This is a genomic window from Massilia sp. SYSU DXS3249 (assembly GCF_053668055.1).
In genome coordinates, this window is the sequence record NZ_JBSIPX010000015.1 from 1 (window position 1) to 13,833 (window position 13,833).

Consider the following 13,833-nt stretch of genomic DNA (forward strand, 5'->3'; position numbering starts at 1 on the left):
GGCATCTTCCAGGTCATTTTCTGCGACCGCGAGGTGACGCAAATCGACCTCAAAAGCCGCTAAAATTTAACCCGGCAGTGTTACCTATGTGTCTAGACACCTGTTACCTATGTGTCTGTGCTATACACTCTCGAGCCCACGCGGTGGAACGGTTGAGCAAAAGTGGTGTTTTCTGGCCAATTTGCGCAAACGGTCTTCGGTGTTCTTGGCGGTTTTCCAAAGCACGACCGCGTGGGCATAAATGCCCACCCTACAACGTCATGAACCGCCTTTGTCCCGCTCCCGTGCGCCACCCACGCGCCGTCGCTATCGCAGCTGGTATATACTGTACACCCATACAGTTTCGCCACTCCGATGAAACTTTCCGACAAGCTCGAAATCCTGGCGGACGCCGCCAAGTACGACGCCTCCTGCGCCAGCAGCGGCGCCCCGAAACGTGCTTCCGACGGGGGCGACGGCGGCATTGGCGCCACCACCGGCATGGGCATTTGCCACAGCTACACGCCCGACGGCCGCTGCGTCTCGCTGCTGAAAATCCTGCTCACCAACTTCTGCGTCTATGACTGCCAGTACTGCGTCAACCGCCGTACCTCGAACGTGCCGCGCGCGCGTTTTTCGGTCGAGGAAGTGGTCAAGCTGACCCACGATTTCTACCTGCGCAACTACATCGATGGCCTGTTCCTCAGTTCCGGCATCATCCAGTCGAGCGATTACACGATGGAGCAGCTGGTCGCCGTCGCGCGCACACTGCGCGAGGTGCACAACTTCCGCGGCTACATCCACCTGAAAACGATTCCGGACGCCGATCCGCTGCTGATCGCCGAAGCGGGCCGCTACGCCGACCGCCTGTCGGTGAACATCGAGCTGCCGACGCACGACAGCGTGACCCGCCTCGCGCCCGAAAAGAACGTGCACACGATTAAACTGGCGATGGGCTCGATCCGCCGCAAGCTGGACGAGAAAGCGGAAGAGCCGAAGGCTCCCGCCTTCGCCCCCGCGGGGCAGAGCACCCAGATGATCGTCGGCGCCGACGCCAGCGACGACCAGACCATCCTGAACACGGCCGAGACCCTGTACGGCAGCTATAAGCTCAAGCGCGTGTACTACTCGGCCTTCAGCCCGATCCCGCAAAGCCCGGACAGCGTGCCCCTCGCCCCACCGCCGCTGCTGCGCGAGCACCGCCTGTACCAGGCCGATTTCCTCCTGCGCGGCTACGGTTTTACGGCGGGCGAATTGATGCCCAAGTCGGGCAACCTGGCGCTCGACGTCGACCCCAAGCTGGCCTGGGCTTTAGCCAACCGCGAGCACTTCCCGATGGACTTGAACCGCGCCGAAGCCGAGATGATCGCGCGCGTGCCCGGCATCGGCCTGCGCAACGCCAAGCGCATCGTCGACCTGCGCCGGCTGCGCCGCGTCCGCTGGGAAGACCTGTCCCGCCTGCGCTGCAGCATGAAAAAGATCGCGCCCTTCGTCGTCACCGCCGACTACAAGCCGGCGCAGGGCCTCGCGAGTTCCGACCTGCTGCGGCGCCACCTGGGCGCGCCGCAGGAGCAGATGAACCTGTGGCCCGAACTGAAGGCGGCATGAGCGCGCCGTCGGCAGCTGCGCAGGTAGCCGCCGGCCAGCCGCTGGTGGTCTCCAGCTTTGCCGAATGGCGCGCCGCCGCGCGCGACCTGCTCGTGCACGAGGTGGCGCCGGAACGCGTCACCTGGAACCAGGTCGGGGTGCTGGACACCGACCTGTTCTCGGGTGCGCCGGCTTCTATCCCTTCTGCCGATAATGCTCCTGCCGAGTCCCCATTACAACCGGCACCGCCGCATCGACTCTCCGTCCCGCGCGCGCTGATGGAGATGCTGGAAAAGGCCGCCTGCTGCCGCGTTCCGGACCGCTGGGCTTTCCTGTACCGGGTCATCTGGCGCTGGCAGCACGGCGAGCACGACGTGCAGTCGCCGGCCGATGCCGACGGCGCCAAGCTGCACGCGATGGTCAAGGCGGTGCGCCGCGAGGAGCACGACATGCATGCCTATATCCGATTCCGCGAGCGTCCCCTCGAGGCCGGGCCGCCGCAATTCGCCGCCTGGTTCGAGCCGCGCCACGACGTGCTGCCCCAGGTGGCCGAGCATTTCAAGAACCGCATGGGCGGCGTCACCTGGATGATCGGCACGCCCGATGCCAGCGTCATGTGGGACGGCGCGACCCTGCACCACACCGGTTCCCTGATGTCGAGCGCGGCAGACCTCGACGACGCGGGCGAGGCGCTCTGGCTGACCTACTACCGCAGCATCTTCAACCCGGCGCGCGTCAACGCCCAGCTGATGCAAAGCCACATCCCGTCGCGCTTCTGGAAAAACCTGCCGGAAGGCGCGATCGTCCCCGCCATGGTCAGCAACGCCGAGCTGGGCGCGCGCAGCACGGGCCAGGCGCAGGCGGTGGGACGCAAGTCGGGTGCAACGATCCCGATCGCTCCCGCCGACGCCCAGCCCGAGCGCCAGCAGCCCTCGAAACTGGACGAATGCCGGCGCTGCGAGCTGTGGCAGTTCGCGACCCAGGCCGTCCCCGGCGCCGGCCCGAAAAAGGCGCAGATCATGCTGGTGGGCGAGCAGCCGGGCGACCAGGAAGACCTGGCCGGCGAAGCCTTTATCGGGCCCGCCGGCCAGCTGCTCGATCGCGTCTTCAACGCCGCCGGGCTGGAACGGCGCGAGATCTATCTCACGAATGCCGTCAAACACTTCAAGTGGGAGCCGCGCGGCAAGCGGCGGCTGCACAAGACGCCGGCGCAGCGCGAGGTCGAGGCTTGCCACTACTGGCTGGAGAAGGAGCTGGCGGCCGTCAAGCCGAAGGTGATCGTGGCGCTGGGCGCAACGGCGCTCAAATCAGTGCTGGGCAGCGGCAGCGTGAAGCTGGGGGATTCGATCGGCAAGGCGATCCGGCATGAGGACCGCTGGGTGGTGACGGTCTACCACCCGTCCTACATCCTGCGGGTGCCGGACGAGGAAACCAAGCGGCAAGCGTTCAATGTGATGGTCGAGGGCTTGAAGCTGGCAATGCGTTTACTGGAGCGACAGCCGGAAGAGCCGCGAACGTAGGGTGGGCGCCCCGTGCCCACGCGAACGCCTGCATGGTGTTGGCGTTGTTTTGTCGCGATGGACGCGCCGCGTTGACGCTCTTGAGAAGATAACGCGGCGCTGGCAATTAGGTGGATTGTTGGCTGACTCTATTCATCGTTCCGCGTGGGCCCGGGGCGCCCACCCTACGGGATCAGCGTCCTGCCGGCGACACCGCGACATCGAAACGCACCATGTCCCCGGCGCTGACCTGCCGCGCTGCTCCCGGCGGCGTCATGGTCCCGATCGAAAACCCCGGCTGCACCTGCACGATGGTCACCGTGCCGAGCGCCGACTCCACCGTCCCCAGCGGCACCAGCGGATCGTTCCCGTACACCGGCTGGCGCGCGTCCAGTTTATAGACCACCAGCTGGTCGCCCGGCGTCATCGACGAGGTGCTGCCGGCGTCGATGAAAATCCGCTCGCCCTGTACCTGCACCACCTTCGCCATGAAGGGCAGGGGAGCCAGGTCGGCCATGATGCCGGCGATGCCCTGGTCGAGCGCGCGCATGATCGCGCCGCCAAAAGGCGTGGCCGCGAAGCTGGCGCTGCCGAAGGGCTTGTCGCGGCCGATGCGCTGCTTGCCGACTTGCTCCACGCTGGCGGTGCGGCGCGCCAGCAGGGCGCCGGTGAGGCCGTCGTGTACGAAGAATTCGATCTCGATGCGGCGTGCCTTGCGGTCGATCAGGCCGTACAGGGTCGGCTTGTCGAAGGGGCTGGCGTCGACGATCTCGCCCGAGATCACGAACTGGCTCTCGTGCATCGATGCCAGGCGGCGTACGGCCGCCGTGTCCGCGCCCGGCCCGCTGCTGCCGGGAGAGATCACGTAGGGGCTGCTCTTGCCGAGGAATTTGCCGGTGCCGGTCAGGCGGCGCAGCAGTTCCTGCGGCAGGCGGGTGGCGATGTCGTCGACGTCGTCGAGCTGCGGGGAGCGGCGCACGTGGAAGGGGGTGACGACGATTTTTTTCTTGTAGCCGAGGTTGACGCTGCCGCTGGGGCGCGCTTCCTCTTCCTGCACGGCGACGCGCACGTGCAGTATCGGCCCGGACTGCGGGCCGGATTGCCACTCGCGCACGACGGTATAGCGGTCGAAGTCGTAGGCCGGCTGGACGCGGCTGCTGTCGTGCGAAGCGCGCTTGCCGGCGCCGGCCGCGACATCCACGCGTGCGCCGCTGCGCAGGCCGAGCTGTTCGAGCGCATCCTTGATGGCCAGCTGGCGGGCGCGCGCCAGGCCGCCGTCGGCGATGGCGGCGACGCCTTCGGCCTCGATCGGCGCGGCAAGGGCCGGCTGGAACAGCGCGAGGAAGAGCGCAAGCGCGACGCCAAAGCCAAGTTTGAAATTACTGCGCATGGTAGAACGACGCGCCGTAGGCAGCGCCAGGACCAGCACTGCCCACCATGGCGCGGGCGTTCGCCGCTGCCGGCAGCGCGCGCGGCGAGCGGGCCTGGGACTGGGCCGCATTGGTATCGAAATCCATCTCCACGGTCGTCTCGACAGTGCCGTCTTCGCGCTGGGCGACATTGCTCACGCGCGCGCCACGGATGAAGGCGTCAATATACACCTTGAAACTGTCGTCCTTCAGCGCCAGCGAGCCCACCGTGCTGCCGCCTTCGATGCGCATGCCGTAGACCTGTTCGGCCATGGCGCGGTAGGCGTCCAGGCGGGAAGCGCGCATCGCCAGCAGCTTGCGCTGGGCCGGCGAGACGCGCTCGCACTGGCCGTTGCAGGAGGCAGTGTTGACGGCGCCGTAGCCGGTGGCGCTCAGGGTAACGACGACGGGCTGCACGGCCGGGCGGGCCAGGGGCAGGCGCACGGTGCCGCAGGCGGAGAGCAGCGAAGCACAGGCGAGGGCGAAGACAGCGACGAGTTTCATGACGGATCCGGTAAGAATGCGGTGCGCAAGGGGCGCGGTATCAGTCTGAATAACGGCCGGTGCTGCCGGATCTTGATGGACGCAGGGAAATATTTAGCGCAACAAGCCGCGGAATCGCGGCTGGATTGTTGCAATGGCAAGCGATCAGGAAGAGGACAGCACGAACTGGTTACCGTCCGGATCTTTCATGATGGCGAAGGTGCCCCAGGGTTGCTTTTGCGGTGGCGACACGAACTCGACGCCGCGGCTCGACAGCTGGCGCCAGGTCGCCTCGACGTCGTCGCAGGCCAGCGAGCCGTTGAAGGGGCTGCCGATGCGGTCTTCCTGCCCGGTCGGCGTGAACAGCACGAAGCGCGTCTCGGACGCGCCGACGCGCAGCTCGATCCAGCGCTGCTTGCCGTCGAAAGGCTGGTCGGTGATGACGCGAAAGCCGAGTTTTTCGGTGTAGAAGGCGAGGGCCGCGTCCTGGTCGCGGGTAGGGATGCTGACGAATTTGATGTGGGTGATCAAGCGGGTCTCCTGTCTGAATCCCGGCATTCTCGCACGGGCGCGGGCCCCACTATAATCATCATGACTATACTCTTCAAGAATACAGTGACCACCCTCGACCCCTATGTGCTCGACGTCCTGATGCCGGATCTGGTCGGCCACGAACATTCGCCGGCCGCCTTCGTCGTCTACCTCTACCTGTGGCACCGGATCGCCGCCGCCGAGGGCCGCGCCGTGCAGCTCAGTTACGCGACGATCGCGCTGGAGACCGGCCTGTCGCGCGTGACGGCGCAGCGCGCCATCGCCCTGCTCGAGCGCCGCCAACTGATCAGCGCCAGCAGCAGCTCGCGCACCGCAGTGCCGAAATACCTCGTCCTGCGGCCCTGGGCGGCGCGCAAGCGGACGGAGTAGGGCACGGTCACCAGCCATGCATATGCCTCTTGTAACACTCGGTTACTTGCTTATATTTATAGGCGCAAAGACAATACTCTTCAGCACACACCAGAAGAGGATCGTCACGATGTTCAAGCGCGTACTGCCTGCTGCCGCCCTGTGTTTCCTGAGCCTGCCCGCCTGGTCGCAGGCCGAGGACCCCTCCACCGCCGCCCCGGCGCCCGCCGCCGGCGAGGACGCGCCGCAAGTCGTGCTCGTGTCCGGCGCCCGCCCGGGACCCGGTCTGTGGAAGGTGTCGAAGGGGGACAACGTGATGTGGGTGTTCGGCACCTATGGCCCCTTGCCCACGAAAATGGAATGGCGTTCGCGTGCGGTCGACAAGGTCATCGCCGGCTCACAGGAATACCTGAAGCCGCCGACCGTGCATATCAACGTGGGCTGGATGGGCGGCATGGGCGCCTTGCCCTTCCTGATCGGTTATAAAAAGAATCCGGACGGTGCCGAGCTGAAGGACGTGCTGCCGCAGGAGGTCTACGCACGCTGGCAGCCTATGAAGCAAAAGTATTTTGGCACCGACAAGGACATCGAGCGTCAACGTCCCTCTTTTGCCGCGGCCGAGCTGCACAGCCGCGCCATGAAGGAAGCCGGCCTCTCAGGCGGTTCCGACGTGCGCAAGACGATCGACAAGCTGGTCGACAAACACAAGATCAAGGTGACCGACGCCGGGTATCGCATCGAGATCAAGGACCCCGGCAAGATGCTGCGCGAATTCAAGAAGTCGCCGCTGGACGACGCCGCCTGCCTCGCCAAGACGATCGAGGTCCTGGATACCGACGTCAACCTCATGCGCGCCCGCGCCAATGCCTGGGCGGTCGGCGAGCTCGACGAGATCCGCAAGCAGGACTTCGGCGACCGCGACAAGACCTGCTTCGAGGCCATGACCAATAGTTCGCTCGCGAAGAACCAGCCCGAAATCCGCACCGCCAAGGCCCAGGCCGCCGCCAAATGGGTGGTGGCCGCGGAAAAGGCATTGGCGACCAACGCCAGCACTTTTACCGTCGTCGAGATCAAGGAAATCCTGGACCCGAAGGGGGTGATTGCCACCCTGCAGGCCAAGGGTTATACGGTCGAGCCACCGAAATAACGTAGAAGCCTTACTTTCACGACGAGGATGTCACCATGTTCAAGCGCATATTGCCTGCCCTGGCCCTGTCTTTCCTGAGCCTGCCCGCGTGGGCGCAGGCCGAGGCGCCTGCACCTGCCGCAGCGCCGGCCCCAGCGGCGACGCCGACGCTCGACAACGGCGAAGCGCTCCCGCAAACCATCCTCGTGTCCGGCAGCCGCCCGGGCCCGGGCTTGTGGAAGGTGTCGAAGGGAGACAACGTGATGTGGGTGTTCGGCGCGTATTCTCCGCTTCCGGCACAGATGGAGTGGCGCTCCACGCGGGTCGAAAAAATCATCGCGGGCTCGCAGGAATACCTCAAACCGCCGGGCGTGTCGATCGGCGTCGGATGGAGTGGCCTGGCTGCCGTGCCCTTCCTGGTCGGCATCAAGAAGAACCCGGACGGCGCCGAGCTGAAAGACGTCTTGCCGCCCGAGGTATACGCGCGCTGGCAGCCCTTGCGGGATAAATATTTTGGCAACGACAGCGGCATCGAACGCGAGCGCCCCACCTTCGTGGCCGGGGAACTGTACAGCCGCGCGCTGAAGCAGGCCGGGCTTTCGGGCGGCGACGACGTGCGCATCAAGATCGGCAAGCTGGCGGACAAGTACAAGCTCAAGTTCACGGATGCGACCTATCACGTGGCCATCAAGGACCCCGGCAAGGCGGCGCGCGAATTCAAGAAGTCGGCGCTAGACGATGCTCCCTGCCTGATGAAAACCATCGAAAGCCTCGATACCGACGTCGAGGCCATGCGTGCGCATGCGAATGCCTGGGCGGTCGGCGACCTCGACGAGATCCGCAAGCTCAGCTTCAGCGACCGTGCCAACGTCTGTATCCACGCCTTGAGCACGGGTTCGCTCGGCAAGAACCAGCCCGAACTGAAAACCGCGCAGGAAACGGCGCTCGCCCGCTGGGTCGAGGCCGCCGAAAAGGCGCTCGCCACCAACGCCAGCACGTTTACGGTCGTGCCCATCAAGGAAATCCTGAACCCGAAAGGCGTCATCGCCACCTTGCAAGCGAAAGGGTATACGGTCGAAGCACCGAAGTGAACACGGGTTTTTGCGCAACAAGATGTTCGCGATTCAATTTCCCGTGCGCGCCAAAAATTGATAATTGGATATCATCCCTGACGCTCTTGCAGGCACATCGATAACAAACCTGCAGCGCATTGAATGCCAATCAATCAGTTCAAAAAGGGATGAACGATGAAACTGTCACACGTATTGGATGTCGCTTCGCAGTACATGCGTGCCGAGTTGTATGCGATTTCATCGATCAAGCGGCTCTCCGACGTGCACCTGCTGTGGGGCCCGATCCATGCGCGGCGCAACCTGGGCCTGGGCGCCAAGTTCTTCTCGCTGTATAGCCTGGCCGAAGTGCCGAAGCGCACCTGGTCCGACTACCTCGACAACGAGCCGCTCAAGAAGCGCTACGCCGCCATCACCTCGAAAGAGGCGCGCCTGCTGGCCGACGACAAGATCAAGTTCTTCGAGCATTGCAGCGCCCACGGGATCGCCACCGCGAACATTGTCGCCCTGATCACGAAAGCCGAGCCGAACGGCAGCGCCATCCCCCACGTGCTGGCCGCCGCCGACCTCGAAAAGCTGCTGGTGCCGGGCGAATATTTTGTGAAGCCGAGCAATGGCTCGCACGGCAAGGGCACCTTCTCGCTGACCGTGACCCCATCCGGCCTGCGCTGGAGCGGCAACAATTACGGTTCGTTCGCGGACCTGGCGCGCTACTGCGAAGCGGCGCTCGCCTTTACGCGCGCGCTGATCGTCCAGCCCAAGTTGGCCAACCACCACGTCATCAAGAACATCACCCAGTCGAAGGGGCTGTCGACAATCCGCGTCGTCACCATCCGCAAGGCCGGCCAGATCGAAGTCATCGCGGGCGCCGTGCGTATCGTCGTCGGCGAATCCGACGTCGACAATTTCTCGCACGGCGCCAGCGGCAACCTGGTGGCCGGCGTCGACGTCGAGACCGGCAAGATGATCACCTCGATCGGCTCGAAATCGAAAACCTGGCCCGCCATGAAGGACGTGCCGGTCCACCCGCAATCGGGCGCCTCGATCATGGGCGTGCAGCTGCCGTACTGGCCGCAAGTGGTGGAACTGATCAAGCGCGCGCATACCACCATCGAGGGGCTGCACACGGTCGGCTGGGACGTCGCCATCCTGGAGAACGGCCCGGTCATCGTCGAAGCCAACTGGCGCTACGACATCGACATCCTGCAAGTCGCCTACAAGAAGGGCTTCAAGCCCGTGATCGACGAGAAACTGGTCTGCTGAGGCGGATGGGGCAGGCGATGCCCCATTGATGCAATCTTGTCACTGCCCGGCAAAACCGCGTAGAATGTGCAGAGTCGCGGGTGTAGCTCAATGGTAGAGCAGAAGCTTCCCAAGCTTACGACGAGGGTTCGATTCCCTTCACCCGCTCCAGTCCCACGGCGCACCACGCGTCGCCGCCAGGAACACATCCTTCCTGCTGAACGCCTCAAAACGGCAATGCTTCGTCCTTTTCCGGCGGCGGCAGCGACAAATCGATCTCGCGCAGCGTCAGGGTCTCCAGCTGCAGCAGCGCCAGCAACTCCCCCGTCTGGAACGGCGCATAGGCCCGGAAACCGTTCGGCTCGACCGACACCAGCATCACGGGGCGCGTCGGAAACCAGGCCGCGACCTGCCGCCATACCGCTTCGGCTGCGCCGTCCAGCGTATAGGGCGAGTCGACGATGGCAACCACGATGGGCGAGCCGTGCGGCGCGAATTCCGTGACGTGGACTTTCATCAGATCCGGTCGCTTTCCTTGCGCACCACGCGCCCGATGACGAGGCAGCCCTCGCCCTCGCAGGCGCGGCGGTAATAGGTGCGCTGGTCGGGGTTGTCGGAAGCGAGCCACCAGCGGCCGCCGTCCTTCTGCATGCGCTTGACGACGGGTTCGCCGTTGAAGTTCACCGCGAACACTTCGCCGGCCACCGGCTTCCTGTCGGCGGTGTTGATGACGACGATGTCGTCTTCGTAGAGCGTCGGCTCCATGCTTTCTCCCTTGACCAGGATGGCGATCAGGTTGGTCGGGTTGAGCCGCTTGCGCTCGATCCAGTCGCGGCGCATGCCGACGGTGCCGCCGTCGTGGTGCTCGGGCTCGGTCTGGAACCCGGTGACGCCGGCCGACAGGCGCAGTTTCACCATCGGCACCTGCACGAAGGCGTCGTCGTTCGAATCGGAAATCACCACGCGCATCGCGCCCGGGATCAGGGCAGCCGGGTCCGCACCCTGCAGGCCGGCGATGATGGCCGGCGGCAAACTCTTGCCGGTGATCTTGGCGATGGCGAGCAGTTGCTGCAGGTTGGGACTGTGCTTCTCCGTCTCCCAGTGCGAGATATTCGCCTTGGTATGGCCGCGCGCCGTCCCCAGCTCGAAGGCCAGCTTGCTCCCGAGGGCTTCGCCGGACAGGCCGGCTTCTTTCCTGGCGTCTTTGACCCAGTTGGCAATCATCGTTTTGAGTTCCATTGCGCAAGTGTAAAGGAAGGTGCGCACGAAAGTATAGAAAAACTTGACCTCGAATGTATAGAATAACTATACTTTGTTAAGCGATGTCAACACACAACGATGCCGCGTAATGCAGCAATGAAAGGACAATCATGAGCACACCGACCCTTCCCGACATGACGAGCACCCTTGGCGCGCTCGGTTCGCTCCTGACGTCCTTCACCCTGGCCGAGTGGAGTGTCCTGGCCGGCATCGTGACCGCTCTCGTCAGCTGCATCGCCAACGTCGCCTACATGCGCCGCAAAGATGCGCGCGAGCAGCGCCAGGCGGAGCTGGCCGAGCGTGAAGCCCTGGCCCGCCTGGAAGGAGCAAAGGTAAAGCTGAAGTAACCGATGCTTCTCCCTCAGCGTGCGCACGCTTGAACCGCGACCCGAACTGTGCTGACATGGACGCGTTACCAGTCGAACGGAGTCCGCCATGGGGATGCTTTCACGTCAACGCCGCCTGTTGCTGCAAGCCTCGCTGGCTGCCGCCGGCTCGGCTTTGGCAGCACGCGCCATCGCAGCGGAGGCGCCCCTGCTGACGCGCCCGATCCCGTCCTCGGGCGAGCAGCTCCCGGTCGTCGGCCTCGGCAGCTGGATCACCTTCAACGTCGGCAATGACCCGGCCGCGCGCGCCACCTGCACCGAGGTCGTGCGCGCCTTTTTCGCCGGCGGCGGCCGCCTGATCGACTCTTCTCCCATGTACGGCTCGGCCCAGGAGGTGATCGGCGACGCCTTGTCTCGCCTGCGCCATCCGAATAGCCTGTTTTCGGCCGACAAGGTCTGGATCGGCTCCGGCGCGCGTGGACCTGAGCAGGCGGAAGCCTCGCGCAAGCTGTGGCGCATCCCCAGGTTCGACCTGCTCCAGGTGCACAACCTGCTGGCCTGGGAAGAGCATTTACGTACGCTGTTCGCGATGAAGGCGGCCAAGCGCCTGCGCTACGTCGGCATCACCACTTCCGAGGGACGGCGCCATGGCGACATCGTCCGCATCATGCAGAGCCAGCCGATCGACTTTGTCCAGGTCAGCTACAACATCCTCGACCGCGAAGTGGAGCAGCGCATCCTGCCGCTGGCGCGCGAGCGGCGCATTGCCGTGATCGCCAACCGGCCGTTCCGCCAGGGCGACCTGACGCAAGCGCTGGCCGGCAAGCGCTTGCCGGGCTGGGCCGCCGAGATCGGCTGCAACAGCTGGGCGCAGGTGCTGCTCAAATTCATCGTGTCGGACCCAAGCATCACCTGCGCGATTCCCGCCACCTCGAACCCGGCTCACGCGCGCGAGAACATGCTGGCGGCGCGCGGCCCCATGCCGGACGCGGCGCTGCGGCGGCGCATGATTGCCGACGTGGAGCGGCTGGCATGAGCGAATGGTGGACTTATTCTCTGTCGGACCTGTTGATGTTCTCGAAAACGACCTATTTCCGCCTGTTCGAGCTGCACAACCTGGCCCTCTGGCCGGCGCAGCTGCTTGCGCTGGCGGCCGGCATCGCGCTGCTGCTGTGCCTGCTGCGCGGCGGCGACCGGGCAGGGCGCCTGGCGGCAGCGCTGCTGGCGCTGGCCTGGCTCAGCGTGGCCTGGGGATATTTTGCGGAGCACTACGCAACCATCAACACGGCCGCGCCCTACTACGCGATCGGGTTCGCCCTGCAGGCCGTGTTGCTGCTGTGGCTGGCCAGCCGACGCCCCGCCCCGCGCCTGACGACGCCCGTCGGCACCCTCGGCAAGCTGTCCTTCGGCATCGCGCTGCTGGCGCTGCTGGGGTTTCCCCTGCTGGCGCCGCTGGGCGAGCGGCCGTGGACGCAGGCGGAACTGTTCGGCCTGGCGCCCGACCCGACCGTGGGGATGACTTTGGGCGCCTTGCTGCTGTGGCGCGCAAGCTGGCTGCTGTGGATCGTGCCGCTGCTCTGGTGCGCGATTACGGGCGCGACCCTGATGGAATTGCGATCAAGCCAGGCGTGGGTACTGCCGCTCACCGGTGTGCTGGCGCTGGCCGTAGGAATTACGGCAAGCGTACGCGCCCGCCTGGCCTCCCGTTGAGCGTCTGAAAAACCCACATGGCAGCGTTGCACCGTCTCGCCGTACTAACGTACTGTCGTCGACGGTGCGCCTTGCCCTGTGGGTTTTGTCAGGCGCTCAGAAGTTCAGGAGCTCAGCAGATTCCCGGCCCGAAACGCCGTCTCGCCCGCGACCTTGCACACATGCATGCCGCGCAGCAGGTGACGGTGCGCAGTACTGGCAAACAGCACGCCGGGGCGCTCGGGCAGCACGGGCGTCACCTTGCCCGTCACCGGATTGACGATCTCGGCCACGGTCTCTCCGGCCTCGACCCGATCGCCCAGCTGTTTCAAAAACACGAGCACGCCGGAATGCGGCGCCGACAGCGGCTCGACCGCTTCCAGCGGCGTCGGCGCGCACAGCGGCCGGGGCAGGGGTGTCCGTTCGATGTCGAGCACGCCGGCATGGGCCAGGTATTGCAGCAGGGCCTCGGCGTCGGGCCTGGCCAGGTCGTAGCGCACGTCGTTCTCGCCACGCAGTTCGACCGTGATCGCGATGCAGGCCGGCGGGATCGCCACCTCGGGGCCGAAGTGTTCCGATAAATCCCACCACAGGCGGCTGCAGGCTTCATCGAAAGGTTCGCCGCCGGATTCGCGCGCCAGCAGCACGGCGTGCGCGCCCATCAGGGTGGCCAGGGGCTGGACGGCGTCGGCCAGCGGCTCGCCCGCGTACATGTGCAGGACGGCTTCGTTGTCGCAATGCAGGTCGAGCATGATGTCGGCATCGATGGCCATCGACAGCAGGGTTTTCTTGAGCAGCCCCCCACTGGTCGAGGGCACCCATTCGGCCAGCGACTGGCGCGCGTGTTCGCGGATGAGGGCGACATTCGCGTCGGCGTCCTGGCCGAGCTTGCCCGCGAGCGATTGCTTCAGGTCCTCGGCAACGTGTTTATAAGCGCGGTTGAAATTCACCCCGGTCGACAGGTCGTAGCGGCCGAAGGGCGTGCCGTGGATGGTTTGCGACAAGCCGATCGGATTGGCGGCCGGCACCAGGATGATTTCGCCGCGGATGCGTCCCTCGGCATCGAGCCGGTCCAGTTCCTGGCGCAGGAAGTGCGCGACCAGCATCGCCGGCACCTCGTCGGCGTGCAGCGAGGCCTGGATGTACACCTTCTTGCCGCTGCCGGGTGTGCCGTAATGAAAGGAGGTGAGCTGGAAGGTGGCGACGTTGTCTTCGATCGCGATCGGGTGTTTGGTCGAATGCATCGGGTTTCAAAAGGGGTGA

The 13,833-nt window shown here is 65.1% G+C and carries 15 protein-coding genes and 1 tRNA gene; 10 read left to right on the forward strand and 6 right to left on the reverse strand.

Features of this window, described 5'->3' with window-relative positions; genetic code table 11:
* Positions 1-354 precede the first annotated feature (354 nt).
* Entirely contained in the window at positions 355-1,587 is a 1,233-nt protein-coding gene (locus ACWCIA_RS16760; RefSeq protein ID WP_454165092.1) for a putative DNA modification/repair radical SAM protein, read from the forward strand.
* Positions 1,584-3,086 (forward strand): UdgX family uracil-DNA binding protein, encoded by a 1,503-nt coding sequence (locus ACWCIA_RS16765; protein WP_454165258.1) that lies wholly within the window; start codon positions 1,584-1,586, stop codon positions 3,084-3,086. Before ACWCIA_RS16760 ends, ACWCIA_RS16765 begins: the two co-directional genes overlap by 4 nt.
* 172 nt (positions 3,087-3,258) lie before the next feature.
* Here ACWCIA_RS16765 and ACWCIA_RS16770 read toward each other — a convergent pair whose 3' ends face one another.
* From ACWCIA_RS16770 to ACWCIA_RS16780, 3 genes are all read right to left on the reverse strand, one after another.
* On the reverse strand, positions 3,259-4,455 hold the full coding sequence (locus tag ACWCIA_RS16770) for a flagella assembly protein FlgT middle domain-containing protein (RefSeq protein ID WP_454165094.1): 1,197 nt from the start codon (positions 4,453-4,455) through the stop codon (positions 3,259-3,261).
* On the reverse strand, positions 4,445-4,978 hold the full coding sequence (locus ACWCIA_RS16775; protein ID WP_454165095.1) for an LPP20 family lipoprotein: 534 nt from the start codon (positions 4,976-4,978) through the stop codon (positions 4,445-4,447). Before ACWCIA_RS16775 ends, ACWCIA_RS16770 begins: the two co-directional genes overlap by 11 nt.
* Positions 4,979-5,122: 144 nt before the next feature.
* On the reverse strand, positions 5,123-5,488 hold the full coding sequence (locus ACWCIA_RS16780; protein ID WP_454165096.1) for a VOC family protein: 366 nt from the start codon (positions 5,486-5,488) through the stop codon (positions 5,123-5,125).
* 84 nt (positions 5,489-5,572) lie between these two features.
* Here ACWCIA_RS16780 and ACWCIA_RS16785 point away from each other — a divergent pair, with 84 nt between their 5' ends.
* The 5 genes from ACWCIA_RS16785 (at position 5,573) to ACWCIA_RS16805 (ending at position 9,466) form a co-directional block, all read left to right on the forward strand.
* A complete protein-coding gene (locus ACWCIA_RS16785) occupies positions 5,573-5,878 on the forward strand; it encodes a helix-turn-helix domain-containing protein (RefSeq protein ID WP_454165098.1) in 306 nt (101 codons plus the stop codon).
* A 109-nt stretch (positions 5,879-5,987) separates the two neighbouring features.
* Positions 5,988-7,004 (forward strand): TraB/GumN family protein, encoded by a 1,017-nt coding sequence (locus tag ACWCIA_RS16790; RefSeq protein WP_454165100.1) that lies wholly within the window; start codon positions 5,988-5,990, stop codon positions 7,002-7,004.
* A 35-nt stretch (positions 7,005-7,039) separates the two neighbouring features.
* Positions 7,040-8,074 carry a TraB/GumN family protein gene (locus ACWCIA_RS16795; protein ID WP_454165102.1) on the forward strand — a complete coding sequence of 345 codons (1,035 nt, stop codon included), beginning with the start codon at positions 7,040-7,042 and terminating at the stop codon, positions 8,072-8,074.
* Between the two features lie 156 nt (positions 8,075-8,230).
* Positions 8,231-9,316: a sugar-transfer associated ATP-grasp domain-containing protein gene (locus ACWCIA_RS16800; RefSeq protein WP_454165103.1), complete on the forward strand. Its 1,086-nt coding sequence runs from the start codon at positions 8,231-8,233 to the stop codon at positions 9,314-9,316.
* 76 nt (positions 9,317-9,392) lie between these two features.
* Positions 9,393-9,466, forward strand: a tRNA-Gly gene (locus tag ACWCIA_RS16805).
* A 55-nt stretch (positions 9,467-9,521) separates the two neighbouring features.
* Here ACWCIA_RS16805 and ACWCIA_RS16810 read toward each other — a convergent pair.
* Positions 9,522-9,812 carry a hypothetical protein gene (locus ACWCIA_RS16810; RefSeq protein WP_454165104.1) on the reverse strand — a complete coding sequence of 97 codons (291 nt, stop codon included), beginning with the start codon at positions 9,810-9,812 and terminating at the stop codon, positions 9,522-9,524.
* Positions 9,812-10,519: a S24 family peptidase gene (locus tag ACWCIA_RS16815; RefSeq protein ID WP_454165105.1), complete on the reverse strand. Its 708-nt coding sequence runs from the start codon at positions 10,517-10,519 to the stop codon at positions 9,812-9,814. The genes ACWCIA_RS16810 and ACWCIA_RS16815 overlap by 1 nt, the downstream gene beginning before the upstream one ends.
* A 146-nt stretch (positions 10,520-10,665) precedes the next feature.
* Between ACWCIA_RS16815 and ACWCIA_RS16820 the strand changes: the two genes are divergently transcribed.
* The 3 genes from ACWCIA_RS16820 to ACWCIA_RS16830 all read left to right on the forward strand — a co-directional run bounded on the left by ACWCIA_RS16820 (position 10,666) and on the right by ACWCIA_RS16830 (position 12,591).
* A complete protein-coding gene (locus ACWCIA_RS16820; RefSeq protein WP_454165106.1) occupies positions 10,666-10,902 on the forward strand; it encodes a hypothetical protein in 237 nt (78 codons plus the stop codon).
* A gap of 94 nt (positions 10,903-10,996) precedes the next feature.
* Entirely contained in the window at positions 10,997-11,917 is a 921-nt protein-coding gene (locus tag ACWCIA_RS16825; RefSeq protein ID WP_454165107.1) for an aldo/keto reductase, read from the forward strand.
* Positions 11,914-12,591, forward strand: coding sequence for a DUF6064 family protein (locus tag ACWCIA_RS16830; protein ID WP_454165108.1), 678 nt, complete (start codon positions 11,914-11,916; stop codon positions 12,589-12,591). Before ACWCIA_RS16825 ends, ACWCIA_RS16830 begins: the two co-directional genes overlap by 4 nt.
* 104 nt (positions 12,592-12,695) lie before the next feature.
* On the opposite strand, the gene ACWCIA_RS16835 is transcribed toward ACWCIA_RS16830, so the two are convergent.
* Positions 12,696-13,814, reverse strand: a complete 1,119-nt coding sequence (locus tag ACWCIA_RS16835; RefSeq protein ID WP_454165109.1) for a succinylglutamate desuccinylase/aspartoacylase family protein — start codon at positions 13,812-13,814, stop codon at positions 12,696-12,698.
* Positions 13,815-13,833 lie beyond the last annotated feature (19 nt).